The sequence below is a fragment of the Kiritimatiellia bacterium genome (assembly GCA_018001225.1).
Taxonomy (GTDB): domain Bacteria; phylum Verrucomicrobiota; class Kiritimatiellia; order CAIQIC01; family JAGNIJ01; genus JAGNIJ01.
The window spans coordinates 16,485-43,431 of record JAGNIJ010000041.1 but is presented as its reverse complement, the minus strand read 5'-3'; the positions used below and the strand labels follow the sequence as shown (position 1 = coordinate 43,431).

The following is a 26,947-nucleotide window of genomic DNA, read 5'->3' as shown; positions in this document are numbered from 1 at the left end:
GGGCGCTGACGTACTCGTCCGTGGACATCCTGACGGAAGTCCTGCAACTGAAGACGGAGGTTCACCCCCTGCGGCAGATCGTGACGCCGCAGCGGGAGGTGATCTCGCGCCTGGCCCACGGCGAGTTCAAGATCGTTCGAACCAGCCTGCTGCCCTACTACCGCGACCTGCTGGACCATCTCTCCCGGATCAGCGACCGCATCGACACGTACCGCGACATGCTGACCAACACCCTGCAGATCAACCTCAACATGCAGCAGATGCAGGTCAACCGCGTCATAAAGATCCTGACCGTGCTGGCCACCCTCTCGATGCCCCTGCTGATCGTCACCAGCTTCTACGGAATGAACATCCAGCACCAGCCGAACGTGGACGGGCCGGTGTGGTGGAAGGCCTACCTGGAAATTCTGGGCGGAACGGCGCTGCTGACGGCGTTGCTGTACGCCTTCCTCAAGCGGCGCGGCTGGTCCTGACGGCCGGCCCGGGCCGGTTCACGGCCGGGTGACGCACAACACCTCGGCGCCGGCCGCCCCGGGGCTCCATTGGCCGTCCTCCAGGGCCGCGGGACACAGGAGGGTGTGGCCTGCCACGACCGATTCCACGTGTCCCCCCGCCTCCAGCGACAGACTGCCGGCCGAGACAAATAGGGCCTGGAAGGTCTTTCCCGCGGACCGGGAAGGCAGGCTTCCCGATCCGGCCAGGCGCCAATGCTCGACGGCGAAGTAGGGCGTCGTCATCACGGTCCGCCGCTCGTTGAGTCCGTGGCGCTCCACGGGACCGGGCGAAACCGCCACCGGCAGGTCGTCCCGCCACCGGATCGCGGCGAGGGCCTGGTCCCTGTGCAGTGGGCGCGGGCGGCCGTCCGGGCCTTTCCGGTCCCAGTCGTAGAGCCGGTAGGTCGTGTTGGAGCGCTGCTGGACCTCGAGCAGGAGGCAGCCCGCGTCAATGGCATGAACCCGGCCCGCCGGGATATAGACCACTTGCCCCGCGGAGAGCGGGACAAAGCGCAGCACCTTCTCCACGTTTTTCGACTCGAGTGCGCGCAGGAGTCCCGCCCGGTCCACCCCCGGCTGGAGCCCGGCAAACACGCCGGCGCCGGGATCCGCCTCGAGCACGTACCACATTTCGGTCTTCGGGTCGCCTCCCTGCCGGAGCGCCGTCTCTTCGCCGGGGTGCACCTGGACGCTCAACCGCTCCCGCGCGTCCAGGATCTTGAGGATCAGGGGGAATGCCCCGGTCTCCGCGCCCGTCCCCAGCAACGCGGGACCGAACCGCCCGACGAGGTCATGCAGGGTCAGGCCGGCCAGCGGGCCGTTCGTCACCACGCTCATCCCGTCGGGATGGTCGGCGATCTCCCAGGATTCGGCGTAGACGCCGGGCGGTGCGGCGCGCCCGTAGCGGCGGAGGATGCGGTCTCCGCCCCAGAGGTAGTCCTTGTACACGGGCTTGAATCGAAATGGATACAGCCGATCCGACATGCTCGCTTCGCTCCTGCTGTTCTTCCCACGCCTCCCCGGCAGTATTCCCCGGGGCGGGCGGACGGGGCAAGCGGAATTTGACCGGACCGCAGCCTTGCGGTAGGGTATCGCGTTCCTATGAAAAAGAGAAAAATCGTCGTGTTGGTCGGTGACGGCATGGGGGATTACCCGGTCGAGGAGCTCGGCGGCCGCACGCCCCTTCAGGCCGCGCGCATTCCCCACATCCGCCGGCTGGCCGCCGCGGGCGACCTGCGGATGGTCCAGACGGTGCCCGTGTCCGGGCTCGCGCCCGGCAGCGATGTGGCCAACTTGAGCCTGCTCGGATACAGGCCGGAAGATCACTACACCGGCCGCGCGCCGATCGAGGCCGCCGGCGCCAACCTGCCGCTGGGCGCGGACGACGTCGCCTTCCGCTGCAACCTGGTCACCGTCGCGGACGGGCGCATGGACGACTACTCGGCCGGCCACATCACAACCGAGGAAGGCCGCGCGTTGATCGCCGCGCTGGAGAAAGACCAGGGCCGCGACGGGTTGCATTTCCACGGCGGCGTCAGCTACCGCCACCTGCTGATCTGGAAGAACGGCCCGGCCGACATCCGGACCGAGCCGCCGCACGAGATTTCCGGCAAGGGCGTCGCGGACTACCTGCCCGCGGGCGACGGCCAGGACGAGGTCCGGGCCCTGATGGCGCGATCCGCCGAGCTCTTCCGCGACCACCCGGTCAACAAGGCCCGGATCGCCGCCGGCAAGAAGCCCGCCACGCAGATATGGCTCTGGGGCCAGGGCCGCGCGCTCAAGCTGCCCGGTTACCGGGAGTTGTACGGCCTGACCGGCGGCGTCATCACGGCCGTGGACCTGATCCGCGGGCTGGGCCGCCTGATCGGGCTGGACGTCATCCACGTGCCGGGCGCAACGGGTTTCCTGGACACCAACTACGCCGGCAAGGTACAGGCCGCGCTGGACGTGATCGGGAAACACCCGTTTGTCTTCGTGCACATCGAGGCGCCGGACGAGTGCGGTCACATGGGTAAGGCCGCCCTGAAGGTCGAAGCCATCGAGGCCTTCGAAACGAAGGTGGTCGCCCCGGTCTGGAAAGCGCTGGAAGAGAAGGGTGAACCTTACCGCCTGATCGTGTGCATGGATCACCGCACTCCGGTGAGCGTGCGCGGGCATACCCGGGAGCCCGTGCCGATGATCAGCGTGGACGGGCCGGTCGGGGCCGTGAGCCGCGAGGCGGACTTCGACGAGTTCGTGAACGGCGGCGTGGCCGCCGGCTCGGTGGTCGAGCGGATGCGCGAACTGCTGCGCACGGCGTGACGCGGCTCAAGGTTTCCTGAAGCGCTCCGCCTCGTACCAGAAGCGCCGGGCGGCTTCCGGGTTCGATCCCCGGTACGTGTTCACGAAATCCCGCGGGTGGCGAAGCATCATTTTCCAGACGAACCAGTCGCCCCACCGGTCGAACTTCCGGCAGGACGTGACGATGTGGGTGCGCCAGAGCGTGCGGAACTTCCGGTCCGTGGCCCGGCCATGCCTCTTCAATCGCACGGCGAAATCGAAATCCTCGCCGGACAGCCGGCGCTCGTCGAAGCCGCCGATGGCGTCGAAATCCTCCCGCCGGCACCAGAACAATCCGCCGGACACGCCGCGGAGGAGAAACGGGATCAGCAGCAGCGCGCCCGTGGCGAGGATCCCCACCGACAGGCGTTCCGCGCGAACCGGCACGCCGCCCCCGACGCCGCCCCCGGCATCCAGGACTCGGCGGACCTCCGTGAAGAGATTGGGCGCCATCCGGCTGTCCGCGTCGAGGGTGAGGATCGTCCGTCCCGTCGAGGCCCGGACGCCGGCGTTGCGGATCGCGGCGAGATTCGCTGCGTCCTCCCGGGCGAGGAGGGCGCGGCCCCGCGCCCGGGCCTCCGTCCCGTCCTCGCAGCGATTGAGCACCACGACGATTTCCGGGACGGTTCCCGCGGCGGCCGCAGCCCGGTCTATGGAATCCAGGCAGGCGCCGATGAAGTCCTCCTCGTTGCGCGCGGGGATGATGACGGAGTACTCCGGGATGGCGGATCGTGTGCCCATGAATCGCTCGGCCCCGCGGGGCCGCTTGCTTCTGTAACAAATGCCTTCCCGGATGTGAAGGCGCGCGTTATGCCGACCATTTTTCTTGAGATGCCCGGCGGCGAGGAGTACGAAGAAAGGGAACAGCGAGGATGAAACGATGAAACAGGCCTGGATCATTGCCGCCGCCGGGTTGTCCCTGGCCGGCTGTGTCACCTACGACGACGCGCAGCGCGAGGCCGCAGCCGGCCGCGAGGACTACCTGCTCGTCCAGGAGAAGATGAGACGCCTCGAGGGCCGGATGGAAGGCGTGGAACTGGAGATCTCCCGTATCCAGGCGAACATGGATACGCTGCGCGCCACCCAGTCCCGCGCCGACTCCTCCGAGTCGATGGCGCTCCAGTCGCGCATCGAGGACTTGGACCGGCGGATCCGCGCCCTCGACGCGGCACGCCAGCAGGACAAGCAGGAACTCGTGGACACCTTGAGCAAGAAGATCGCGCAGCTCGTCGGGTCCTCGTCCTCCTCCGGCTCCGCGAAGAAACAGAGCGGATCGCGGAAGACCGGGCCGAGCACGGGCTACGAACACGAGGTGCAGCCCGGCGAGTCGCTCTCCGCCATCGCGGCGGCCTACGGGGTGAGCGCCAAGGTCATCATGGAAGACAACGGCATCCAGGACGCCAACAAGCTGCGCGTCGGCCAGAAGCTGTTCATCCGCGATTGAGCCCCGCATGTCCTGGTATCTCAAACAACCCGACGGGCAGGTCTACGGGCCGCACGACGAGGATACCCTCCGGCAGTGGGCGGAGGACGGGCGCATCGGCCCGGGAGACCTGATTACGCAGGACCAGCGGCACTGGTATCCGGCCGCCGACCTGACCTCCCTGGAGATGAACTGGACCGTGCGGCTGCCCGACGGGTCGCTGTACGGCCCGTTACACGTCCAGGCGCTCGCGGTGCTGATCGAGTCCGGCGAGGTGGCGGGCGACACGGAGATCGTGAACCGCCAGACTTCGCAAACCACGACCGCGCAGGCGCTGCTCGGCGAGCGGGCGGCCCCGGCGGCCGCCCCCGCCCCGCCGCTCCAAGCGACCTGGAAGGACCTGGCCCAGAGCCGGGACTTCCACGATCACGAGGCGCGCAAGTGGAAGAACCTGTACGAGCAGGAACGCGACCGCGCGGCCGCCCAGGACGAAGAGCTCTCCCGGCAACTGGCCGAATTGCGCGAAAGCGAGTTGGCGGCCCGCATCCAGCTGGAGCAGGCCGAGCGGCAGGTCGCGCGGTTGACCGAGGAAAAGCGCCTGCGCGAGGCGGAGTTGGAGGAGACCGGGGGCGCCGATCCCATGGCCCGCGCCATGACCTGGATGAAGGCGTACCAGGACCTGTCCGCGCGCTACGATTCCCTGATGAGCCAGTTCACCGCCAAGGCGCATGAACTCCAGGAGGCCCGCGACGCGGGCGCCCGCGTGGAAGAGGAAACACAGCAGCGTCTCCGGCTGATGGAGTCCGTCGTCCAGCGCGAAAAGGACGAGGCCCAGCAGGCGCGCAAGCGGCTGGCGGAGGTGGAGGATTCCCACCTGCAACTGGTGAAGTCGTACCGGGAATTGAACGACCGCTACATCCGGGCCCGCGAGCATGCGGCGCCGGCCTCCGCGCCGGCCTCGAATACCGGGCCACGCATCAAGCTCACGCGCTAACCCGGATATCTCATACCAAATCCGGGTGAATGCGGGTAGATTTCGGGCTCGCAGGAGCTTGCCCCTCCATGATTCCTGCCACTGGAGGGCGGAACTCTGCGACGCCGTTCGTACCGCCTCTCACCCGTACCGGGTATAGCCCCTCAACAGCCTGTTCGAGAAAGCGGCTTTGTTTTCCTCTTTTTCATGCATTGGATCATTCGGATTTGTTTCGGATTTCGATATTCGGGATTCGAATTTCCCGCATTTCTTGTGAGAAATGCGGGCTAATCTTTCTTCGCCTCCGAGAGCCAGGCTTCGAGACCCTGGTGCCACCCCGGCAGGGCATGCCCCGTCCACTGGCGGTAGCGCTGCGAATCCAGCACCGTCTGCATCGGCCGCTCGGCCAGCGGGTAGTAGAGCGCCATGGGGACCTCCTCGATCGGTGCGCCCGGGCTGATCCGGTCCGCCAGGACCTGGGCGAACTCCTTCCAGGTGCAGCGGCCGGCCGGCCCGACGTGGACCACGCCCGTGGCGTCCAGCGACAGGAGTTTCACCAGGCCCTCGGCCACGTGGCGGCTGTAGGCGGGGGCAATGATTTCTTCGGCCGGCACCTTGAGGGGCAATTGCTTCGCTTGCAGGGCGGCGAACAGCCCGGCCGGGATATTCTGTCCGCCCCATCCGAACAGCGAGGGCAGGCGCACGATCAGGCTCTTGCCGCCCTCGGCGCGCACCGCCTTCTCGCCCGCGAGCTTGCTCAAGCCGTGGGCATTGAGCGGGTTGGGCTCGTCCGTTTCCTTGAACGGCGTTGCCTTGCGCCCGTCGAACACGCCGGCGCAACTGATGTGCATCAGGCGGATGCCCCGGCGGGCGCAGCTCACCGCCAGGGCGCGGGCCCCCTCGCTGTTGACGGCGAAGGCGGCGGCCCGCTGTTTCTCGCAGGCCTCCACGTCACTGAACGAGGCGCAGTTGATCACCCATGGGACCGGCGGCAGGCTCTGGCGTACCTTCGCCGGCTGCGTAACATCCATCTGCTCGCGCGCCAGTTCGACGACGCCCATCCCCGCGCGCCGGCAGGCGGCGCACAGATCGGCCCCCAGCAGGCCCTTCGAACCGATAATCGCCACTTTCATCCCGGGACGGCGCTCCCGAACGGCCGGGCCGTTCCGATCAGAAGAGGGTGTAGATGAACGGCGCCACGGCGGAGCCGGAGACGATCAGGAAGCCCAGCAGGAGGAGGATCAGCACGACCGGCACGATCCACCAGGCCTTGTTGTGCCAGGCGAACTCGAAGAACTCCTTGATCAGCCGCCCGATGTATTTCAGCATGCGCATAGTCGTTCCATCCCCGATTTCGATCTTCCCGCGCCGGGCCTAATCCAGCACGTACTCGCTCTTCCAATCCGCCGAATCCTTCCAGGCCGGCTGGGCGCCCTTCTCCAGCACGAACGAATTGAGAACCAGCGCGTCCATCTCCGTCCGCATGAAGCAGCGGTACGCGTCCTCCGGCGTGCACACGATCGGCTCGCCGCGGACGTTGAACGAGGTGTTGATGATCACGCCGTAGCCGGTGAGCGCGTCGAAGGCCTTGATCAGGTCGTAGTACCGCGCGTTGTCCCGGCGGTCCACGGTCTGGACCCGCGCGGAATAATCCACGTGCGTGATCGCCGGGATGTCCGACCGCACCTGGTTGATCCGCTCGCGGATGTTCAGCGTCTTGCTCTCCTCGATCCCCTTGCAGCGGTCGCGCTGCACCTGGGCCACGAGCAGCATGTACGGCGAAGGCCGGTCGAGTTCGAAGTAGTCGCTGACCTTCTCCGCGAGGCACGTCGGCGCGAACGGCCGGAACGACTCGCGATACTTGATCTTCAGGTTCATCACCGACTGCATCTTGGACGAGCGCGCGTCGCCGATGATCGAGCGGCCGCCGAGCGCGCGCGGCCCGAACTCCATGCGCCCCTGCAGCAGGCCGACGACCTTTTCCTCGGCCATCAGTTTCGCGACGGCCGGGGCCCACTCGGCCTCGGGCAGCTTCTTGTAGACATAGCCGCGGGAGTCGAGGAAGGCCTGGATTTCGTCGTCCGTGAAGGCGGGGCCGAGGTACGCGCCCTTCATCTTGTCGCGGTCCCCGCCGGCGGCCCTCGGCTGGTTGTGCACCATGTGCCAGACCAGCAGGGCGGCCCCGAGCGCGCCGCCGGCGTCGCCGGCGGCCGGCTGGATCCAGATGTCCTCGAAGGGCCCCTCGCGCAGGAGGCGGCCGTTGGCCACGCAGTTCAGGGCCACGCCGCCGGCCAGGCAGAGGTGTTTTTCGCCCGTGACCTGGTGCGCGTGCCGGGCCATTCGCATCACGATCTCCTCGGTCACCTTCTGGATCGAGGCGGCGATGTCCATCTCGCGCTCGCTGATCTCGGACTCCGCCTTGCGCGGCGGCCCGCCGAACAGGCCGTCGAACTTCTCGTTCGTCATCGTCAGCCGGTCGAGGTACCCGAAGTACTCCATGTTGAGGCGGAACGAGCCGTCCTCTTTCAGGTCCAGCAGGTTGTCGAGAATGACCTGGGTATACTTCGGCTTGCCGTACGGCGCGAGGCCCATGAGCTTGTATTCGCCGGAGTTGACCTTGAAGCCGGTGAAGTACGTGAAGGCGGAGTAGAGCATGCCGAGGGAATGCGGGAACCGCAGCTCCTTGAAGATCTCGATCCGGTGCCCCTGGCCCCGCCCCAGCGTGCTCGTGGCCCACTCGCCCACCCCGTCCAGCGTCAGGATGGCGGCGCTCTCGTAGGGGGACGGATAAAACGCGCTGGCGGCGTGCGACTCGTGGTGCTCCGGGAAGTACATGTTCTTCGGCGCGTGCATGCCGCACTTTTCGAGCGCCAGTTCGATGTCCAGCGGGATCCAGAGCTTCTGCTTCAGCCAGATCGGCACGGCCATCATGAACGACTTCAGGCCGCTGGGCGCCACGGTGAGATAGGTTTCCAGGATGCGGTTGAACTTGTTGATGGGCTTGTCGTAGAACGCCACGGCGTCCAACTGGCCCTTGTGCACGCCGCCCTCCGCCAGGCAGTAGCGGACGGCGTTGACGGGGAAATTCGAATCGTGCTTCTTGCGGGTGAACCGCTCCTCCTGGGCGGCGGCGATGATTTCCCCGTCGCGGATGAGGGCCGCGGCGGAGTCGTGGTAAAACGCGCTGATGCCTAGGATGTTCATTAGAATTGCTTCTTGAAGTGATCGGGTTTCAACGGCTTGCGAACGGACCAGCAACTGGGGCACTCGGTTGCCCGCGCCAGCTGCAGAGGATCCTTGCCCAGGATCCGCATCAGCATGCGCCCCGGCATGAAGACCAGGTAGAAAAAGGGCACCAGGAGCAGGTACGTCAGCCCCGTGCCCACAGCGACGCCGAATTTCTGCATGAATCGGTCAACGGCCCGGAAGACCGGCTGGACCAGCAGGCCCGTGACCAGCACGAAGGCGGCGATCCCCCAGACGATGTGGGCCGCCAGGGCATGTTTGAAAAGGAAATAGATCACAGCCCCAATGATCGCCGTAACCAACGCTTGGATAACAGCTTTATGACGCAAGGCGCGGGCGGCGGCGGCCGGATCGTCTGCCGCTTTGGTCCGGGTCCAGGGCCAGACCACGGAACTCACTTCGCCTTGTTCATAAACCGTAATGCTTTGATCAATACTCATAGACTTCGGTCCAAGGTTATAGTGCGCGGCAAGGTGCCCCATCCCGGGCGCATAATCAAGTTCATTTTTACGGCGGAAACGAACCCGGCAGCTTATTGAAAGCTGTATCCGATGCCGCCGCGGATAAGGAACCGGTCAAAATAGGTGGCCTGCAAGCCCAGGAAAAGCGTTTCGGTCACGAAGAGGGACGCGCCGCCGGTTACGCCCAGGGAGTGCTTTTCTTCGAAGTCGATCCCACCTCCACCCTGGTCGTACTCGCCGTCGATATAGGACAGCACGGGGCCCACGAAGAGTTCCAAGTGGTCCAGGTCCGAAAAACTATCGGGGTACTGGGAGAACACCACTTCATAGCCGACGGGGAACGACACGGTGTAGTCGGTCCATTCGATATCCGGCGCGCCCTCGGTTTCGTACATCGCCATCTCGGCCCGTGTCTTGAAGGTGACACGCCAAACCGGCATTTCGCCGTAGCCGACCCACTGCCAGAGGTTCATGTTGAAGCCGACGGCCCAGGAGAATCGATCCTCCCCGTAATAACTGATATCCTTGAGCCGCGCGTCCGACCCGCCGGCGCTGCCGTACAAGGTCAACCAGGGAAGGACATCGATTCCCAGCAAGGCCTCGTAGGTGCGGGCCTCCAAATCCATCTGAAAGCCGCGATCGGTTTCCACCTGCCGGCGGGAGAGTTGGTAAAACGCCCCCACGCTGACGGGGCCGAGGCCGCCGGTTTCCAGCAGGGGTTCCGGGGTTTCCGTGAGGATGGCGGCCTGAAGAGCCGATGCCCCGATGATCAACAGCGCCGCCGCCATCGCCGGTATTCTCATTTTCATAATAGGTCCCGTTCCTGTGTCCACACCAACAGACAACCGCCGCGACCGTTCCGTTCGAGCCGGCCTGGCACACCCGGAGGGATTTGAACCCCCAACCCCCAGATCCGAAGTCTGGTGCTCTGTCCAATTGAGCTACGGGTGCACGGCCTAGGGTTTTATCAGGAGCCGCCGCGCGGGTCAATCGCCGGACCTTCCGGCGCGAGGCCGGGATGGACGCCGGGCCGGAAATGTCCTAGGGTGGCAGCCATGGGCCGCGTCTCGCGAGAACTGGCCGTCCGCGTTCTGTACGCCAATCTCGTTCTCGCCGTGTCCTTGGTCAGCCTCGCGGCACTGCTCTATCTCCGGCGTCTGCATCGGTTCGACGCGCTGATCCTCGAGGCCGGCCGCGACTACGGCGTGGACCCGCGCCTGATCTCCGCCGTGATCTGGGTCGAGAGCCGGTTCCGGGAGGAGTGCGTGGGCCCGGCCGGCGAGATCGGCCTGATGCAGGTCACGCCGGCCGCGGCGCGGGAATGGGCGGCCGAGCACCACGACGGCCTGTTCGGCATCCTCGACCTCTTCGAGCCGGGACTCAACATCCGGGCGGGCACCTGGTACCTGGCCCGCGCCCTGAAGCGCTGGGGCGATCGGCCCGACCCCGTGCCCTTCGCCCTCGCCGAGTACAACGCCGGCCGGTCCAACGCCCTGCGCTGGTCGCGGGCGAGCGGCCCGGACGCCGAGGCCTTTATCGAGGCCATCACCTATCCCACCACGCGACGCTACATCCAGGACATCCGCCGGCGGTACCGGGGGCGCCGAGGTTGAGCATCTTGCGGCGCGGAGGAGGGTACGGTATAGTGCGGCGCAGGCAAGCATAGAGGAGCCTCTCATGATCGACCTGAAAAAAGAGCAGGAAGCCACGCTGGCCCGGCCCCGCATGGAATACAAAACGATGGCCCGGCTGCTGTTCTGGGGCATGGATTTCTTCTACGGGAAGGCCCTGACCCTCCGCAAGGTGCAGGTGCTGGAAATCCTGGCGCGCATCCCCTACCAGGCCTGGGAAATTCGCCAGTACCTCCGCCTGACCCACCTTTACGAAGACCGGGAAAGCGTCGAAAAGGGCCGGAAGATCACGGCCTGGGCCCGCGATGCGCAGGACAACGAGTTCTGGCACCTGCTGGTGATCAACGAGCGCATGAAACAGACCGGGTTCCAGAAGAACTGGTTCTGGGATCACTTTCTGCCCCGCGTCGCGGCCTTCAAGTACCGGCTCTTCAGCCGCCTGCTGTCCCTGGTGAACATCAAGGCCGCCTTCGACCTGAACGCCCAGTTCGAGGACCACGCCGAGCACGAGTACATGCGGTTCGTCCAGGACCACCCGGAGCTCGACCAGGAGAAGGTGGACCATCCCATCGTGCGCGAGCACGGGAACTGCGAAACGTGGGGCGATGTGTTCCGGCGGATCGGGCTCGACGAGCGCGAGCACATGAACAACAGCCTGGTCTTCTGCGGCCGGCCCCCCGTTCCGAACGCGACGGAGTAGGCGGTCCGGTTCAGGCCGCGGGGGTATCCTGGAACTGCAGGTCGTAGAGCCGCTTGTAGAGCCCGCCCCGCTCGAGCAGCTCCCGGTGGGTGCCTTCCTCGGCGATGACGCCGCCATCCAGCACGACGATGCGGTCGGCGTGCATGATCGTGGAGAGCCGGTGCGCGATGGCGAAGACCGTACGCCCGGTCATGATCTCCTCGATCGCGGCCTGGACCTGGCGCTCCGATTCGGTGTCCAGCGCGCTGGTGGCCTCGTCGAGGATCAGGATCGGCGGGTTGCGCACGATCGCCCGGGCGATGGCGAGCCGCTGGCACTGGCCGCCGGACAGCCGCACGCCCCGTTCGCCGACCGTCGTGTCGTAACCCCGGGGCAGTTCCTGGATGAAATCGTGGGCGTGCGCGCGCCGCGCGGCCTGCTCGATCTCCTCGCGGGTCGCCTCGGGTTTCCCGAAGGCGATGTTCCGCGCCACGGTCTCGTTGAACAGGAAAGTGTCCTGCGTCACCATGCCGATCTGGCGCCGCAGGCTGTCCAGCGTGTACTCGCGGAGATCCCGCCCATTGAGCAGGATCCGCCCGGCGGTCACGTCGTAGAATCGCGGGATCAGCCCGACCAGCGTCGTCTTGCCCGAGCCGGAGCCGCCGACAATGGCGATGCGCTGGCCCGCCGAGACGTCCAGCCGGATGCCTCGCAGGATCAGTTCGTTGTCGTAGGCGAACGCGGCGTCCTCGAAGCGGATTGACTGCACCCCCCCCTCGAACGGCGCTGCGCGGGCGGCGGGCTGCACGCTGATGGGCGTGTCCAGCAATTCGAAGATCCGGTCGGCCGCGCCGGCGCTCTGCTGGATGCTGATGTGCATGCGGCTGATCTTCTTGGCGGGATCGTAGAGGGCGACGAGCGCCGCGGCGAAGGCGAAGAAATCCTCGACGCCCATTCGCGTCCAGCGGGCGTATACCAGCACCAGCCCCAGGCCCAGCATGGAGATGAACACGATGATCGGGTCCACCGAGGCCCGGGCGCGGACCACGCGCATCAGCCGGCTGAACACGCCCCGCGCGGTCTTCAGGAAGCGCGCCCGCTCCAGCTCCTCGAGGCCGAAGGCCCGGACCACCCGCGCGCCGCCCGCGTTTTCCTGGAGCACGGAGACCATGTCCGCCAGCTGCTGCTGCCCCTCGCGGGAGAAGCGGCGCACGCGGCGGCCGAAGAGCGCAACGGGGATGATGCAGATCGGGAACAACACCATGCTGATCAGGGCCAGCTTCCAGTCGAGCCAGAACACGAACCCCACCATCGCGACGAGCGTGAACGGCTCGCGGATCAGGTCCGCCAGCACCGTGGAGACCGCCCGCTCGATCATCGCGGTGTCGTTCGTCGTGCGGGAGATCAGCTCGCCGGTGCGCGCCCGGGTGAAGAACAGCAGCGACAGGTCCTGCAGGTGGTTGAAGACCCGCACACGCAGGTCCATCACCACACGGTTGCCGACCCACTCGATGAAGTAGGTGCTGGCAAACTGGCCGATGCCCCGGACCAGCGCGAACAGCGGCAGGAGGCCTACGAACAGCAGGGTTCGCGCCCAGGAAATTTCCTCCGGGTTGAAAATGCGGCCGAAGACCTCCTTCGCCGCGACCAGCATGCCGGCCATCGAACCCGCGAAAAGGATGCCGCAGACCGCGCCCAGCAGCAGCCGCAGCACATACGGGCGGGCGTACCGGAAGAGCCGGACAAAGGTGGCCCATTCCTTCCGGTCCTGCCCTGCTCCCGTGGAGGGATCGGTCATCCTGCGCCTTTCTCTTCCAGGTATCGCTGGGCTTCCAGCGCCGCCATGCAGCCGCTGCCCGCGGCCGTGACGGCCTGGCGGTAGGCCGAGTCCTGCACGTCGCCCGCGGCGAAGACGCCCTCGACGTTCGTCCGCGTGTTCCGGGTCACGAGGTAGCCCTTGTCATCCATGTCCAGTTGGCCCCTGAAGACCTCCGTGTTGGGCTGGTGCCCGATCGCGGAGAACATGGCCTTGACCTCCAGCACGCGTTCCGCGCCGGTCTTGACGTCCTTCACCCGCACGCCCGTGACCTCGTTGGCTTGGACATCCAGCACCTCGGTCACGACGGAGTTCCAGACTACCTCGATTTTTTCGTTGGCCAGGACACGGTCGGCCATGATCTTCGAGGCGCGGAACTGGTCCCGCCGGTGAACCAGGTAGACGCGCGAGGCGAAGCGGGTCAGGAACGTCGCCTCCTCCATGGCCGTGTCGCCGCCGCCCACGACGGCGACGGGCACCTTGCGGTAGAGCGCCCCGTCGCAGGTCGCACAGCCGGAGACGCCGCGGCCCATGAGCTGTTGCTCCGATTCCAGGCCCAGGTAGCGGGCGCTGGCGCCGGTGGCGACGATGACGGTGCGGGCCTCGAAGGCCTGGCCGTCGTCCAGGGTTACGCGGAAGGGCGGCTGGCGGAACTCCACGGCGGAGACCGTGCCGGAACCCACGCGCGCGCCGAATCGCTTCGCCTGCGCCTTCATGTTTTCCATGAGCATCGTGCCGTCGATGCCCTCGGGAAACCCGGGATAATTCTCCACGTCCGTGGTCGTCGTAAGCTGTCCACCCGGCTGCAGCCCCTCGATGACCAGCGGGGCAAGGTCGGCCCGCGCCGTGTAGATCGCGGCGGCCAGACCCGCCGCCCCGCTGCCCAGGATGATCACATTTTCCATAATCCGACTCTCCTCACGCCAACCCGTGTTGTTTCTCATAGCACAAGATGAGCCGGATGGCATTAGAAATGGAAGGCGCGCGATCCCCGGCGCGGAATGCACCGGCCTGATCGGCGACGAACCCTGGCGTGAGCTGGCCCGGCGATTATTTTTTCGGCTTCAGGATCTGCACCGTATCGCCCCCCTCGATGAGGGTGCCATCCTCAAGGGCGCCGGCGAGAACCAGTTTCACTACATCCCCGCGCGGCAAGTCGGCCAGCACGGCGGCCAGCGCCGGGATTCTGACGAAGGTCACCAGGTCGGCCATCCCGTCCCGTTTGCCTCCCGGTCCGGACACGTCCTCTTTGCTTGTCCTCTCCACGGGCAGGCCGGCGAGAGTTAGCGTGGAAAGGTCGATCCGGGACACATCGAAGTCTTCCGCCCCCAGCACGGCGGTCACGAGCACGCCGTGCGCGCGCAGATTGACGGGGTTTCTTTCCGACCCGGGCTTGATGTCCACGCCCACCGTCAGCGCGGCGGGGACGGGTTCAAGCAGCATTTCGCCGAAGTCCGCGTACGGGTCCGCGATGACCCGGATACCCTCGGCCCCCCTCATCATGATGATCACCCCCATTCCGATCCCCATGAAGTCGCCGTCCGGGTCCAACCAGATGCCTTCCATCTCCCCCTCGAACAACGGCCGCCCCTGCTCGTCGGAGGCCACGAGCTGTAGCACCAGCTCGCGGCCCAGGGGGACCCGGTCAATCAGCCACATCCCGTCCGCCCATTCGAACGGCCCGTATCCAGCCAGGAGGGCATTGTCGGCGGCATCGAAAAGGTATGCTTCGAGGTAAGCCACTCCGGAAAAATCGGGGACGCTTAGTGCGTGGACCGGCGCGGGAACCAGAAAGGCGGACCCGATGAACAGGAAACTCCAAGCCACGGCGAGCGGTTTCATGATCTCATCTCCCTCTGTTTGGTTAGTACAGTCGCCATCATCTACGGACCTTACAGCATGAATAGGGCCAGCCGTTGTTTTCCGTTAAAAAGAGCAATTGAATGGCACGGCGCACCGCAGTGGTGAGAATGTGAGAATCCGGTGCCGCAGGGCCAATGCAAGCTTGCAGGGCGCCCCGGCATACGGTTCACTGCACCGATATATCCATCGGCCAATTCTCACGGGAGACGGCCGGACCCCTGACAGGAGACAGGCCATGCCGCAGAAAGACTGGTTGGAGGAGATGTTCGAGAAGCAGGCCGCGTTCAACAAACGGATCGGCTTGGATTGTTCGAAGCTGGACGACGCGGGCCGCCAGCAGTGGCTCTTGAACTACTGCCGGGCCATGACACAGGAACTGGCCGAGTTGACCGACTGCGTGCCGTGGAAATGGTGGGCCAAGTACCAGAAGTTCGACCTCCAGAACGCCCGCGTGGAGGTGGTGGACCTGTTCCACTTCCTCATCTCCGCCGCCGAGGTTCTCGGTCTCACCGCCCGCGACGTGCACAACCTCTACCTGCAGAAGAACAAGGTCAACTTCCAGCGCCAGGACAAGGGCTACACGGAGAAGAACGAAGCGGACAACCAGTCGGTCAAGCTGTGACGCGCGCGCGGCGCAGCTTCCGGGCCAGGTCCCGGCACGACGGCTGGCCGGGCGCCGCGGGGCGGTCGACGTAGCCGTAGGTCAGGCACGATCCCGCGCGGGCCAGCCGGACACGGGCCGCCGCCCCGCGCGGGCCTATCCCGAGCACGCACAGGGGTTCCCGCGATTCCGCCAGCAGGTCAAGGAGCCGATCGAGGTCGGCCTCGCTCCCCAGGTGCGTGGCGATCTTGACGACGTGGGCGCCGGCTGCCCGCCCCCGCCAGACGATCCGCCGCAACACGGCCATGGACGGCGTTCCGTCGAAATCGTGAAACGACCCGATGACCAGCCGGCCCCGTCTTCGGGCCGCCCGCGCGACGGTCTTCATCGCCCGGCTGCGGATCTCCACGTCCACCGCGTCCACGGCGCCCAGGTTCGACAGGTAAAGCCGCTTGCGTTTGGCCTCCGCGCCGCGCCAGTTTCCGCCCTCCAGCGCGGAACGCACCGTCAGAAGCAGCGGGATCCCGGCTTCCCGCAGGAGGCGCGCGCCGCGCTGCCATTCGGCATCCATCCGATCCGCCCGGATCTCCAGGAGATCGAACGCCGGCCAAGCAATCCGGGCGGCGGCATCCAGGGTTTTCGCCGAGACGGCCGTCCCGACAATGCGCGGGATGCGGCCGATGGCCAACGGGCCGATATGGAGACCTCTCATGCGTGCTACCGTACGCGGCCCAGCGGGTGGACTCCGTCGCTATGGACGACGGTGTGCGCGAGCGTGGCGCGCTGCTTCCGCTCCGCCTTCCGGGCTCGAGCCCCCTCCGGATGCTGCGCCTGCTCGTAGCGGGCGATCAACGCCGGATTGTTGTAGCCCTCGCACTTCTTTTTCCATTTCACGACGGGATGCTCAAAAATCGCGCATCGCTTCCCGAGGTTCAACGCACACCCGCGACATTCCTTCACCGGCTTGGTGCTCATGACCGTCACGTTGATATCCTCCTTTCCGCGAATCGCCGTGGGGTCCCCTCTCCATGGAGAGCATACCGCGGCCGGCCGGCCCGGTACAGGGAAAATCAAGTTTCCGCGCCGTCCAGGGTCTCCGCGGGGACCAGCACGCGCAGGGCCTTGTGCACGACCTCGATGTGCACATTGTCCGCCGGCTCAACGAGTTCCCCGTCAACCTGGATCGGCGCGGGCCGGGCCCTTTCGACGGTCATCCGTTTGAACCGCCGGGTCACCACGCCCGGCAGGCCGTCGAAGGACCCGTTGAACAGGCGGGGCAACCCCGCCAGCACGCGCGGCGCGTCCTGCCGTGCCACGACCACGAGCTCCAGCCAGCCATCGTCCGGCTCCGCGCGCGGCGCGATCTTGGCCCCTACGCCGTACTGCGTGAGGTTGGCCACGGTGAACACCAGCGGATCGGACCACGATAGTTCCTCTCCGTCCAGGCGCACGCAGACCGGCTGGGGCTCGTAACCGAGGAACTCGTATGCCGCCGCCAGCACGTACGGTAGGCTGCCCCGCATCGGGAACTTCTCGAACGAGCGGACCAACGCCGCGTCCCACGCGAGGCTGCACGTCACGAAAAATGAGCGCCCGTTGGCCCGCCCCACGTCCATGGCTTGGCGCCGGGCCGAACGCAGGGCGCGCACGGCTTTTTCGGGGTCGAGGGGAATGCCGAAATGCCGCGCGAACCCGTTGCCGCTGCCCACCGGGATCACCCCGAGCGCCGTGCCCGTGCCGACGAGGACCCCGCCGATCGTGTTGACCATGCCGTCGCCGCCGACCACGAGGATCGTGTCCGCCCCCTCCTCCACCGCGCGGCGCGCCTTGGTCTTACCGTCCTCCACGCTGCGGCTGAACTGGTAGGCCAGGTCGATCTCGGCGGTATCCCAGTGGTCGTCAAACGCCTTCTGGATCGCCTGGCTGGACCACCAGCCGCCGGATTTCGGATTGATCAGCACCCGGACTTTTCGCGCCGGGCGTTGATCTGTCTTTTGACCGTGCATTGTGCTATGTATTTAGCCGGTGAGTTGAAATGAGTGTCAAGTTCCAGGATTACTATTCCGTGCTGGGCGTCGAGCGGACGGCCTCCGAACAGGAGATCAAGAAGGCCTACCGCAAGCTGGCCCAGAAGTACCACCCGGACGTCAACAAGGACCCGGCGGCCGAGTCCCGCTTCAAGCAGATCAACGAGGCCTACGAGGTGCTCGGCGACCCGGACAAGCGCAAGAAGTACGACAGCCTCGGCGCCAACTGGCGCGCGGGCCAGGACTTCCGGCCGCCCCCCGGCTGGGGTGACAATGTGCATTTCGAGTTCCGCGGCGCGCCGGGCGCCGGCGGGTTCGATTTCAGCGAACTGGGCGGCGGCGGGTTCAGCGACTTCTTCGAAATGTTCTTCGGCGGCGGGGGCGGCGCGCGCCGCGCGGGCGGCGGGCGGCGGGCGACCCGGGCCGGCTTCCAGGATGAAGCGCCGGGAGGCGACCAGGAGGCGGAGATCGCGATCTCCCTCGAGGACGCCTACCACGGGGCGCATAAAACCATTCAACTGGCGCAGGCGGACGCCTACGGGCAGCCGTCCGGCCAGGTCAAGACGTACGACGTCCGCATCCCGCCCGGCACGACGGACGGTTCGCGCATCCGGCTCTCGGGACAGGGCCACCGCGGCGGCGACCTGTACCTGCGCGTCCATCTCGAGCCGCACCCGGTCTACCGCGTCCGCGGCCACGATCTCGAGCGGGATCTCCCGCTGACGCCGTGGGAGGCGGCGCTGGGCGCGAAGATCCACGTCCAGACGCTGGACGGCACCGCCGCAGTGACGATTCCGCCGGGCTCGTCGGGCGGACAGCACCTGCGGCTGCGCGGGCGCGGCCTGCCCCGCGGGCGGGGCGGCGAGCGCGGCGACCTCATCGTCGAGACCCGCGTCGTCCTTCCGCCGCGCCTGACGGAAAAGGAGCGGGAGCTGTTCGAGCAATTGTCGCGGCAGAGTCACTTCAAGCCCGAACGCTAGGCCGGTGAGCACCCCCCGGAAAATCCGCGCCCCCGTCGTCAGCCTCATCAGTCTCGGCTGCTCCAAGAACACCGTGGACTCCGAGTGCCTGCTCGGCGAACTGGTTCAAAACGGCCTGCTCATCGCCGAGGATCCGGCGGAATCGGACATCTGCCTCGTCAACACGTGCGGCTTCATCGACAGCGCGCGCCGGGAAACCGCGGACACGCTGGAGCGGCTGGCCCGCCAGAAGAAGCGCGGACGTCCCCGTAAAATTGTCGCCCTGGGCTGCCTCGTGGAGCGCGCGGGCCAGGAACACGGCCTGGCCAATTTCCTGACACAGGCGGATGCCCGCGTGCCGTTCAGCGGCTACCCGCAGTTGCCGCAAATCTGCCGCGACCTGATGCAACCCGGAGGGGTCCCGTCGCGCCCGTCGCGCGGCTGCGATTTCACGGCCTTCCTGAAAACCCCCCGCGCCCGGATCGGCGGCGTGCACAGCGCGTACCTGAAAATCTCCGAGGGCTGCTCGAACCGGTGCCGCTATTGCTCCATCCCGCTCATCCGCGGCGCGCAGGTCAGCCGGCCGCTGGAAGACATCCTGGCCGAGGCCGGGCAGTTGATCCGGCACGGCGCCCGCGAGATCAACCTCGTCGCGCAGGACACGACCGCCTACGGCGCGGACCTGTACGGACAGCCCCGCCTGCCGGATCTGCTCCGGCGGCTGGGCGAACTGGACGGCGCGGCGTGGTTCCGGCTGCTCTACGCGCATCCCGCGCGCCTGTCCGACGAAGTGATCGACCTCGTCGCCGGCGCGCCGCACCTGTGCCCGTATCTCGATCTTCCGCTCCAGCACATTTCCGATCCCCTCCTCGAGCGCATGGGACGCCGCATCGGAACGGCGCAGACCTTGAACCTCCTGGAGCGCATCCGGTCGCGCATGCCGCACGGCGCGCTGCGCACGACGTTCATCGTCGGGTTCCCCGGCGAGACCAAGGCCGACTTCGAGCAACTGCGGCGGCTGGTCCGCGACGGGTGGTTCACGCACGCCGGGGTGTTCACCTACTCGCAGGAGCCGGGGACCCCGGCGGCGGACTGGCCGGATGACGTGGCGCCCGGCGAAAAGGAGCGTCGTCGCGAGGCCCTCATGCTGGCCCAGCGGGAGGTGTCGAAGGAGAAAGGCCGCGCGCAGCTCGGCCGGACCGTGGAGGTCCTGCTCGACGGCGTGGCCGAACGGAAGGGCCGCCTGCCGCACGGGGCCATGGCCGTGGGCCGGACGCGGCTGCAGGCGCCGGAAGTGGATGGCACGGTTCTGATCCGCCCGCCCTTGCCGAAACCGATTCCCGAGCCCGGCGCTCGAGTGCCGGTGGAAATCGTCGAGGCCCTGGATTACGACGTGCTGGGGCGAATGGCCTTGTAGTTCCGCCGCTCCGTCGGCGGAAGAGGCCAGCTCCGGCGACAGAGCGCCGAAGCTACAGGATTATTTCGCCAGCAGGTCGGGGACCCTGCCGATCGCCTCGGCCACCTTCGACGGATCCTTGCCGCCGGCCTGCGCCTTGCCCGGCTGGCCGCCCCCGCCCCCGCCCGCCACCTTGGCCACGGCGCCGATCAGCTTGCCGGCGTGCACGCCGCTGGACTGCAAGTCCTCGCTGACCGAGGCCAGGAAGCAGGCCTTGCCGTCGAACCGGCTGCCAAGCACGATCACGCCCGAGGCGAATTTCGCGCGCAGGGCATCCATCACGCCGCGCAGCACGTCCAGCGACTGCTCGCCGACGTCCTCCGCGATCAGCGGGATGTCGCCGGCCTTCCGAGCGCGCCCGAGCCACTCGTCCACCTTGTTCAGCGCGCCCGCGGTCGCCTGCTGCTTGAGTTCCTTTTCCAACCGGCGGTTGGCCTCCATGAGGGCCTCGACCCGCGCGAAGACCTCGTCGGGCGACGCGCTCAACCGGCGCGAGAGCGTGCCGACCAGCCGATGCTCGCGGTGGGTCCACTCGTAGGCGGGCCGCCCGCAAACGGCCTCGATACGCCGCACGCCGGCCGCAACGGAGCTTTCGGACACGATCCGGAAAAGGCCCAGGTCGCCGGTCGCGCGCACGTGAGTGCCGCCGCAGAGCTCGCGGCTGTAGCCGGGCACCTCGACCACGCGCACGGTGTCGCCGTACTTCTCGTCGAAGAGCGCGATGATGCCCGACCCCGCGACGTCCTTGAACGGCATCGGGTAAACCTTCAGCGCGACGTTCTCGAGGATCAGCTCGTTGACGCGCCGCTCGACGGCGTCGAGCTGGTCCTCGGGCACGGCCTCGAAGTAGCTGATGTCGAAGCGCATCCGGTCGGGGCCGACGTACGACCCCGCCTGCTTGATGGACGGGCTCACCAGCTCGCGCAGCGCGTACTGCAGGAGGTGCGTGCCCGAGTGATGCCGGGCCGTACGGCTCCGCCGGTCGGCATCGACGAGCGCGGTGACAGCCTCGCCCCTCTTGAGAACACCCTGCGTGACGCGGCCGATGTGCAGGATCAGTCCCTCCGCAGGCCGCTGGGTGTCCCAGACCTCGAACTCGCCGGCCGGCCCGCGGAGCATGCCCTTGTCGCCGATCTGGCCGCCGGACTCCGCGTAGAACGGGGTGCGGGCCAGCAGGAGCTCGCCCTCCGCGCCCTCGGCCAGTTCGCCGCGGTCCTTGCCGTCCGACAGCAGGGCCAGGATCTCCGACTCGCCGGCCAGCGTCTCGTATCCCGTGAAGGCGGACTTGAGCCCCCGGTGGACGAGGTCGGCGACGACGTCGGCGTCGGCCTTGCGCATCTTCTCCGTCCGCGCGGAGCGGGCGCGCTCGCGCTGCTGCTCCATGAGTTCGGTGAACTTGTCCTGGTCCACCTTCAGCCCGTTCTCGCCCGCCATGAGGACCGTGAGGTCCAGCGGGAAGCCGTACGTGTCGTAGAGCTTGAAGGCCTCGTCGCCGGGGAAGGTGTCTTCCTTGCGCGCCTTGAGCCCCTTCACCACGTCGTCGAAGAGGCCGGTTCCGCGGTCGAGGGCGGCGGCGAAACTTTCCTCCTCCGCGCGCAGGGCCCGGAGGATATCCTCCCGCCGGCGGCGCAGCTCGGGGAACACGTCGCCCATGACGCCCTCGAGGACGGGGAACAGCTCGCCCAGGAACGGGTCGCGCAGCCCGATCTTGCGGGCATAGCGGACGGCGCGGCGCAGGAGCCGGCGCAGGACGTAGCCGCGCCCCTCGTTGGAGGGCAGCACGCCGTCGGCGATGGCGAACGAGAGCGTGCGCAGGTGGTCCGCGATCACGCGCATGGCGACGGCGGCCTTCCCCTCGTATTTCTCGCCGGTCATCTGCGCCAGGCGGTCGAGCAGCGGCATGAACAGGTCCGTGTCATAGTTCGAGGGCTTGCCCTGGAGCACCGAGACGAGGCGCTCGAACCCCATGCCCGTGTCCACGTGCTTCGAGGGCAGTTCTTCCAGCGTGCCGTCGGCGCGGCGGTTGTACTGGATGAAGACCAGGTTCCACAGCTCCATGACCTCCGGCGAACCGGCGTTGACCATGTCCGGGGTGCAGCCGTTCGCCGTGCGGTCAATGTGGATCTCCGAGCACGGGCCGCAGGGCCCGGTGTCGCCCATCTCCCAGAAGTTGTCCTTCTCGCCGAACCGCAGGACGTGCGACGGCAGGACGCCGGGCGTCGCCTTCCAGATCCGCTCCGCCTCGTCATCGTCGCGGTAGACCGTGATCCAGAGCCGCTCGCGGGGCAGCTTCCAGACCTCGGTCAGCAGTTCCCAGGCCCAGGCGATCGCCTCGCGCTTGTAGTAGTCGCCGAACGACCAGTTGCCCAGCATCTCGAAGAAGGTGTGGTGATAGGTGTCGAGGCCGACCTCCTCGAGGTCGTTGTGCTTGCCGCTGACTCGGATGCATTTCTGCGTATCCGCCACGCGCGGCGCCTCGCTCTGGCGGGCGCCGAGGAAGATCTCCTTGAACTGGTTCATGCCCGCGTTGGCGAACAGCAGCGTCGGGTCCGAGGGAAGCACCACGGGGGAACTGGGGACGATGGCATGGCCCTTGGCCCGGAAGAAATCCAGGAAGGACTGCCGGATCTGGGTTGCGGTCATCATGGGTCGCCCTTTCAAATCAAGTTCGAGACGCGGAAACATGCCGTATTCCGGCTTTTCCCGCAACACGGAACCTTGCCGGGCCGGCCGGGTTCACGAAGGAGGACGGATGGCCATGCGGCCTTGCAAGGCGCGGCCCAGCGTGACCGGGTCGGAAAACGCCAGCGCGCTGCCGGCCGGAATGCCGAACGCCAGGCGCGTGACCTTGACCGCGAGCTTTCCCAGCACTTCGGCCAGGTAGGACGCCGTGGCATCGCTCTCGACGTCGCTGTTCAGGGCCAGAATGACCTCCCGGATCCCTTCCGTCTCGATCCTTTTCAGGAGGGCCTCCACGCGGCGGTCGGGGATGCCTTCGCCCTGCATCGGCGAGATCTTGCCCAGCAGCGCGTGGTAGCGGCCCCGGTAGGCGCCCGCGCGCTCGACCAGGGGAATATCCGAGGGGTCCTCGACCACGCACAACAGGGCGGACTCGCGGCGCGGGTCGCGGCACAGCGCGCAGGGGTCCAGCGTCTTCAAGGTCAGGCCGCCGCAGGAACTGCACAGTCGAACATTCTCCTCCACCTCGCGGAGCGCCGCGATCAGGTTCGGGAGCAGGTTCTCGCCGTTGCGCGCCAGGGCCTGCGCCATGCGCTCGGCGGACCGGCGCCCGACGCCGGGGAGCTGGCCCAGCAGCGCCTGCAGCCGGCCCATGGGATCGCTCGCGGGCATGCGCGCCTACATGGACGGCAGACCGAGCCCGGAGGTCAGCTTGCCCATTTCTGCTGCCGCCATTTCGCGGGCCGCTTTCAGGGCGCCGTCCACGGCCGCCAGGACAAGGTCCTGAAGCATGTCCACGTCGGACGGGTCGACAACCTTGGGATCGATCCGGATTTCCGCCACCGTCCCGTCGCCGCGCGCGACGGCGGTGACCATGCCCCCGCCGCTGCTGAACTCGACCGTGCGGCCGGCCAACTCGGCCTGGAGCGCCTCCATGTTCTTCTGCATGGAGGCGGCCTGCTTCATCATCTTCAGGATATTGACCATAGCCTCTCCCGTGGCGGCCGCGCGGCCCCTACTCTCTCACGTCCACGATGTCGCCGTTGAACAGCTCCAGGGTCTTCTTGACCGCCGGGTTCTGAACCCATTCCTGCGTGGATCGGCTCCGCGCCCGGGGCTTACCCTCCGGCTCCGCCGCGGCCGGCATGGGCGGCGGTTCCGCGATCCGCTGAACCTTGATGTCGCCCGGCACGGTGGACTTGGCATCCAGCACGCGGAACTCCACGGTCACCTCGCGCTTCAGGAACTCGCCCACCACCTTGTTGACGGCCTTCAGGTTGCGGGGAAACTCGATCTTTTCCTTGTTGCCCGCGAACTCCGGATCGAACCCGACCACGACGCGGTCGCGACGGACCTCGACCGGCTTGGCGTCGAGCAGATAGGATTTGGCCAGCGGGGCCAGCCGACTGATCCGGTCCACGACCTCCAGCCAGTTCCCGGCCAGGGCCGCCGCCTCATCGCCGGGCGCGGCCGGGCCATGCTCCTTCAACCGGGCCGGGGGCGCGGCGGGCGCGGGCTTAAAGGAGGCCGATGGTTCCGGTCGGGCCGGCGCCGCGGATCCGCCGGCTTCCCCGAGCCCGGCCTTGAGCTGATTCACCCGCGTCAGCAGTTCCTCCAGCGTAACAGTCGTAGCCGCGCGGCCACAGCGGATCAGGGCGGTCTCGATCAGCGCGCGGCGGGACAGGGCGTACCGGATACGGCCTTCGACCTCCGTCAGGATATCCACGACCCGCAGAACGCGGCCCGCGTCGCATAGCGCCGCCTGCCGGCGGATGCTCTCGGCCTGGGTTTCCGTCAGCTCGAGCCCGGCCGGGTCCGCGCCGGTGTACTGGCAGATCACGATGTGGCGCGCCTGCTCCAGCAGTTCGAAGACCAGCCGCTGGAGGTCCTTGCCGCTGCGGTCGAGGTCGCCCACGCGGCGGACTGCCGTGGCGACATCGCCCTTGAGCACCGCCTCCATGAGCTCGTCCAGCGTCTGCCGGGCCACGAGCCCGAACACGGCCAGGACATCCTCCTCGCGGATCGTCTTGCCGCGGAAAGCGATGAGCTGGTCGAGGGCGGACTCCGCGTCCCGCAGCCCGCCCTCCGCCCCCCGCGCGATGGCCAGCAGGGCGTCGGTATCCACGCGCACCTTCTCCTCCTTCGCGATTTCCGTGAGACGCCCGACGATGTCCCGCCCCGAGATGCGCCGGAGGTCGAAGCGCTGGCAGCGCGAAAGGATCGTGGCGGGGATCTTTTGCGGTTCCGTAGTTGCGAAAACGAATTTTACGTGAGGCGGCGGCTCTTCCAGCGTTTTGAGCAAGGCATTGAAGGCGGCTGGAGAGAGCATGTGCACTTCGTCGATGATGTAGACCTTGAAGGGGCACCGGGCCGGCGCGTAGCGGGCATTTTCGCGGAGGTCGCGGACGTTGTCGACGCCCGTGTTGGAGGCCGCGTCGATCTCCAGTACGTCCAGGCAGTTGCCGGCCGCGATCTCCAGGCAGGCCGCGCACTTTCCGCACGGCTCCGGCGTCGGGCCCTTTTCGCAATTGAGCGCCTTGGCCAGGATGCGGGCGGTGGAGGTCTTGCCGACCCCGCGGGGCCCCACGAACAGGTACGCGTGGGCCACCCGGTTCGACGCGATGGCGTTCTTCAGGGTCTGGGTGACGTGGTCCTGCCCGATGACGTCATCGAACCGCTGCGGCCGCCACTTGCGAGCGAGTACTTCGTATGCCATAGCCATTCACCGTTGTCATTCAAGGCCGTGCACCCTCGTTCGACGGAAACCGGTGAGCCGCGTGCACCGGGTCCGGGCTCGGGCCAGCACACCTACGGCGCCCGGAATGCCACGGGTTACCGCTGCTACCTTCCGGTCCTCACGGGGTTCGCCGCTTTCCGTCGCATAGGGGCCGACCGTCATCGCCCGTTGCCGGGACGCCAACCCACCCGCGTCCGCCTGGCTCGGGAATTCCACCCTGCTATAGCGGGTTGCAGGTTCAGGGCACCGCTACCTCCCCGTCTAGCACGGCCAACGGAAACATACCGGCTGCCCTCCCTCTTGGCAAGCGGGGTGAAACGATCCGGCCAATCACTCCCAGGCGCGCACGGGAACGACCAGCACCGGGCACGCCGCCTTGCGCAGCACGCCTTCCGTGACGCTGCCGACCAGCAGGTCCCGCAGCAACCCGTGGCCGTGCGACCCGATCACCATCACCAGCGGCTGAAGGCGGGCGGCCTCGGAAAGACATTTCTCGATCGTGGGCCCCTGGACCAGCAGGCTGGTCACGGCGACGCCCTGCGCCTTGATTTTATCCTCCAGTTCCCGGAGCAAGTGATGCTCGTTCCGCAACCGGCTGGCCACGGCGTCGCGCACGGTCTGGGGCCCGGCCTCGTAACCTACGAAATCCGGGTCGGGCTCCGCAACGTGCAGGATGACCACCTCCGCTTCCAGCCCCTTGGCCATCGAGGCGGCCTGCTCCACCACGGCTTCGGTCACATCGGAAAAATCCACCAGGGCCAGGATTGTGTTCATGCTTTTCTCCAGGCGCGCTCTTCCACAACCATACGTATACCATGAACCCGGCCTCCGGGAAAGCATCAGTTTCCTGGGGCCGAACGGGACTTTTATCCCGTATGGGCGTTGTGGTATAAGATGGGTTCCACAGGAGCAAGGGAGTAGGCATGCCCGTTGTGCGCCAGGAACTGGCGGAATACGCGCGGAAGATCGCGGCGGCCGGCCTCACGGCCGGCGCGGGCGGCAACATCAGCGCCCGCGAAGGCCGGCTGGTCTGGGTCAAGCCCAGCGGCCTGGCCATGGCCGAACTCAAGGGCACGGATCTGTGTGCCGTGGACCTCGCCTCCGGCCGCCAGGTCGAGGGCCAACTCCGTCCGACGTCCGAACTGCCGATGCACCTGGCAATCTATCGCGCCCGGCCCGACGTGCAGGCGATCTTCCATACGCATTCCCCCTTCGCCTCCGGCGTCATCTCCTCTACGGAGGATATTCGCCCGATGTTCGCGGAGGTCATCAACGATCTCGGCGGCGTGGCCCTGGTGCCGTACATCATGACCTCGACGCAGGAGCTGGCCGACGCCGTCGCGGCCGCGGCAAAGGACCACGACACGATCTTCATGGCCAACCACGGCGTCGTCGCGCTCGGCAAGACCCTGCGCCAGGCCTTCTTCCGGTGCGAGGTCGCCGAGGACGCCGCCAAGGCGCTCGTGGCCGCCCGGCTGGCCGGGAAGCCCGCCTTCCTCACCGACGCCCAGGTCGAGGCGCTGAAGAAACTCGAAGGCGGCGCTCACCGGACGCGGATGATGGAGCGGTAGATCGGAACTTAT

The 26,947-nt window shown here is 67.2% G+C and carries 28 protein-coding genes, 1 tRNA gene and 1 other RNA gene; 10 read left to right on the top strand and 20 right to left on the bottom strand.

The genetic code is table 11. The features are described from left to right. The coding region (locus KA248_12820; GenBank protein ID MBP7830787.1) for a hypothetical protein at positions 1–473 on the top strand (473 nt) is incomplete at its 5' end. 18 nt (positions 474–491) lie between these two features. Here KA248_12820 and KA248_12815 read toward each other — a convergent pair. Further along, positions 492–1,478 carry a class I mannose-6-phosphate isomerase gene (locus tag KA248_12815; protein MBP7830786.1) on the bottom strand — a complete coding sequence of 329 codons (987 nt, stop codon included), beginning with the start codon at positions 1,476–1,478 and terminating at the stop codon, positions 492–494. A 117-nt stretch (positions 1,479–1,595) separates the two neighbouring features. Here KA248_12815 and KA248_12810 point away from each other — a divergent pair, with 117 nt between their 5' ends. After that, entirely contained in the window at positions 1,596–2,795 is a 1,200-nt protein-coding gene (locus tag KA248_12810) for a cofactor-independent phosphoglycerate mutase (protein MBP7830785.1), read from the top strand. 6 nt (positions 2,796–2,801) lie between these two features. On the opposite strand, the gene KA248_12805 is transcribed toward KA248_12810, so the two are convergent. Continuing rightward, positions 2,802–3,554, bottom strand: coding sequence for a glycosyltransferase (locus tag KA248_12805; GenBank protein MBP7830784.1), 753 nt, complete (start codon positions 3,552–3,554; stop codon positions 2,802–2,804). Between the two features lie 139 nt (positions 3,555–3,693). Here KA248_12805 and KA248_12800 point away from each other — a divergent pair, with 139 nt between their 5' ends. Further along, positions 3,694–4,257 carry a LysM peptidoglycan-binding domain-containing protein gene (locus KA248_12800; GenBank protein ID MBP7830783.1) on the top strand — a complete coding sequence of 188 codons (564 nt, stop codon included), beginning with the start codon at positions 3,694–3,696 and terminating at the stop codon, positions 4,255–4,257. Between the two features lie 7 nt (positions 4,258–4,264). After that, positions 4,265–5,230 (top strand): DUF4339 domain-containing protein, encoded by a 966-nt coding sequence (locus KA248_12795; protein MBP7830782.1) that lies wholly within the window; start codon positions 4,265–4,267, stop codon positions 5,228–5,230. 266 nt (positions 5,231–5,496) lie between these two features. Here the strand turns inward: KA248_12795 and KA248_12790 are convergent, their stop codons facing one another. The 6 genes from KA248_12790 to KA248_12765 form a co-directional block, all read right to left on the bottom strand. Then, complete coding sequence (locus KA248_12790) at positions 5,497–6,342, bottom strand: NAD(P)-dependent oxidoreductase (GenBank protein MBP7830781.1); 846 nt, start codon at positions 6,340–6,342, stop codon at positions 5,497–5,499. Between the two features lie 37 nt (positions 6,343–6,379). Next, positions 6,380–6,544: a hypothetical protein gene (locus tag KA248_12785; GenBank protein MBP7830780.1), complete on the bottom strand. Its 165-nt coding sequence runs from the start codon at positions 6,542–6,544 to the stop codon at positions 6,380–6,382. 39 nt (positions 6,545–6,583) lie between these two features. Then, on the bottom strand, positions 6,584–8,413 hold the full coding sequence (locus KA248_12780) for a carbamoyltransferase (GenBank protein MBP7830779.1): 1,830 nt from the start codon (positions 8,411–8,413) through the stop codon (positions 6,584–6,586). Beyond that, entirely contained in the window at positions 8,413–8,895 is a 483-nt protein-coding gene (locus tag KA248_12775; GenBank protein MBP7830778.1) for a hypothetical protein, read from the bottom strand. Before KA248_12775 ends, KA248_12780 begins: the two co-directional genes overlap by 1 nt. A 92-nt stretch (positions 8,896–8,987) precedes the next feature. Continuing rightward, entirely contained in the window at positions 8,988–9,725 is a 738-nt protein-coding gene (locus KA248_12770) for a hypothetical protein (GenBank protein ID MBP7830777.1), read from the bottom strand. 65 nt (positions 9,726–9,790) lie between these two features. After that, positions 9,791–9,867 (bottom strand) — tRNA-Arg (locus tag KA248_12765). A 104-nt stretch (positions 9,868–9,971) separates the two neighbouring features. Here KA248_12765 and KA248_12760 point away from each other — a divergent pair. Together KA248_12760 and KA248_12755 are read left to right on the top strand one after the other, a co-directional pair. Then, entirely contained in the window at positions 9,972–10,529 is a 558-nt protein-coding gene (locus KA248_12760) for a lytic transglycosylase domain-containing protein (GenBank protein MBP7830776.1), read from the top strand. Positions 10,530–10,593: 64 nt separating this feature from the next. After that, a complete protein-coding gene (locus KA248_12755; protein MBP7830775.1) occupies positions 10,594–11,247 on the top strand; it encodes a hypothetical protein in 654 nt (217 codons plus the stop codon). Between the two features lie 10 nt (positions 11,248–11,257). Here KA248_12755 and KA248_12750 read toward each other — a convergent pair whose 3' ends face one another. From KA248_12750 to KA248_12740, 3 genes are all read right to left on the bottom strand, one after another. Further along, positions 11,258–13,024: an ATP-binding cassette domain-containing protein gene (locus KA248_12750; GenBank protein MBP7830774.1), complete on the bottom strand. Its 1,767-nt coding sequence runs from the start codon at positions 13,022–13,024 to the stop codon at positions 11,258–11,260. After that, positions 13,021–13,947, bottom strand: a complete 927-nt coding sequence (gene trxB, locus KA248_12745; protein ID MBP7830773.1) for a thioredoxin-disulfide reductase — start codon at positions 13,945–13,947, stop codon at positions 13,021–13,023. Before trxB ends, KA248_12750 begins: the two co-directional genes overlap by 4 nt. A 145-nt stretch (positions 13,948–14,092) precedes the next feature. Beyond that, complete coding sequence (locus KA248_12740; protein ID MBP7830772.1) at positions 14,093–14,884, bottom strand: hypothetical protein; 792 nt, start codon at positions 14,882–14,884, stop codon at positions 14,093–14,095. Positions 14,885–15,140: 256 nt separating this feature from the next. Here KA248_12740 and KA248_12735 point away from each other — a divergent pair, with 256 nt between their 5' ends. Further along, positions 15,141–15,527: a dUTPase gene (locus tag KA248_12735; protein ID MBP7830771.1), complete on the top strand. Its 387-nt coding sequence runs from the start codon at positions 15,141–15,143 to the stop codon at positions 15,525–15,527. On the opposite strand, the gene KA248_12730 is transcribed toward KA248_12735, so the two are convergent. From KA248_12730 to KA248_12720, 3 genes are all read right to left on the bottom strand, one after another. Continuing rightward, complete coding sequence (locus KA248_12730; GenBank protein ID MBP7830770.1) at positions 15,517–16,218, bottom strand: type I 3-dehydroquinate dehydratase; 702 nt, start codon at positions 16,216–16,218, stop codon at positions 15,517–15,519. The genes KA248_12735 and KA248_12730 overlap by 11 nt on opposite strands. Positions 16,219–16,223: 5 nt before the next feature. Beyond that, on the bottom strand, positions 16,224–16,481 hold the full coding sequence (locus tag KA248_12725; protein MBP7830769.1) for a hypothetical protein: 258 nt from the start codon (positions 16,479–16,481) through the stop codon (positions 16,224–16,226). Between the two features lie 95 nt (positions 16,482–16,576). Then, positions 16,577–17,467 carry a diacylglycerol kinase family lipid kinase gene (locus KA248_12720; GenBank protein MBP7830768.1) on the bottom strand — a complete coding sequence of 297 codons (891 nt, stop codon included), beginning with the start codon at positions 17,465–17,467 and terminating at the stop codon, positions 16,577–16,579. Between the two features lie 74 nt (positions 17,468–17,541). Here KA248_12720 and KA248_12715 point away from each other — a divergent pair, with 74 nt between their 5' ends. Then, the gene (locus tag KA248_12715) at positions 17,542–18,513 is read left to right on the top strand and encodes a DnaJ domain-containing protein (GenBank protein ID MBP7830767.1); all 972 of its coding nucleotides are present in this window, start codon (positions 17,542–17,544) and stop codon (positions 18,511–18,513) included. Positions 18,514–18,517: 4 nt separating this feature from the next. Continuing rightward, positions 18,518–19,909 (top strand): 30S ribosomal protein S12 methylthiotransferase RimO, encoded by a 1,392-nt coding sequence (gene rimO / locus KA248_12710; GenBank protein MBP7830766.1) that lies wholly within the window; start codon positions 18,518–18,520, stop codon positions 19,907–19,909. Between the two features lie 60 nt (positions 19,910–19,969). On the opposite strand, the gene alaS is transcribed toward rimO, so the two are convergent. The 6 genes from alaS to KA248_12680 all read right to left on the bottom strand — a co-directional run bounded on the left by alaS (position 19,970) and on the right by KA248_12680 (position 26,138). Next, positions 19,970–22,591, bottom strand: a complete 2,622-nt coding sequence (alaS, locus tag KA248_12705; GenBank protein MBP7830765.1) for an alanine--tRNA ligase — start codon at positions 22,589–22,591, stop codon at positions 19,970–19,972. Positions 22,592–22,684: 93 nt separating this feature from the next. Then, positions 22,685–23,299, bottom strand: a complete 615-nt coding sequence (gene recR, locus KA248_12700) for a recombination protein RecR (protein MBP7830764.1) — start codon at positions 23,297–23,299, stop codon at positions 22,685–22,687. Between the two features lie 6 nt (positions 23,300–23,305). Beyond that, complete coding sequence (locus KA248_12695) at positions 23,306–23,614, bottom strand: YbaB/EbfC family nucleoid-associated protein (GenBank protein MBP7830763.1); 309 nt, start codon at positions 23,612–23,614, stop codon at positions 23,306–23,308. Between the two features lie 28 nt (positions 23,615–23,642). Then, on the bottom strand, positions 23,643–25,343 hold the full coding sequence (gene dnaX / locus KA248_12690; GenBank protein ID MBP7830762.1) for a DNA polymerase III subunit gamma/tau: 1,701 nt from the start codon (positions 25,341–25,343) through the stop codon (positions 23,643–23,645). Positions 25,344–25,368: 25 nt separating this feature from the next. Continuing rightward, positions 25,369–25,634: signal recognition particle sRNA large type (ffs, locus tag KA248_12685), an RNA gene on the bottom strand. A gap of 60 nt (positions 25,635–25,694) precedes the next feature. Next, positions 25,695–26,138, bottom strand: a complete 444-nt coding sequence (locus tag KA248_12680) for a universal stress protein (protein MBP7830761.1) — start codon at positions 26,136–26,138, stop codon at positions 25,695–25,697. Between the two features lie 149 nt (positions 26,139–26,287). On the opposite strand from KA248_12680, the gene KA248_12675 reads away from it, so the two are divergent. After that, a complete protein-coding gene (locus KA248_12675; GenBank protein ID MBP7830760.1) occupies positions 26,288–26,935 on the top strand; it encodes a class II aldolase/adducin family protein in 648 nt (215 codons plus the stop codon). Positions 26,936–26,947: the final 12 nt, after the last annotated feature.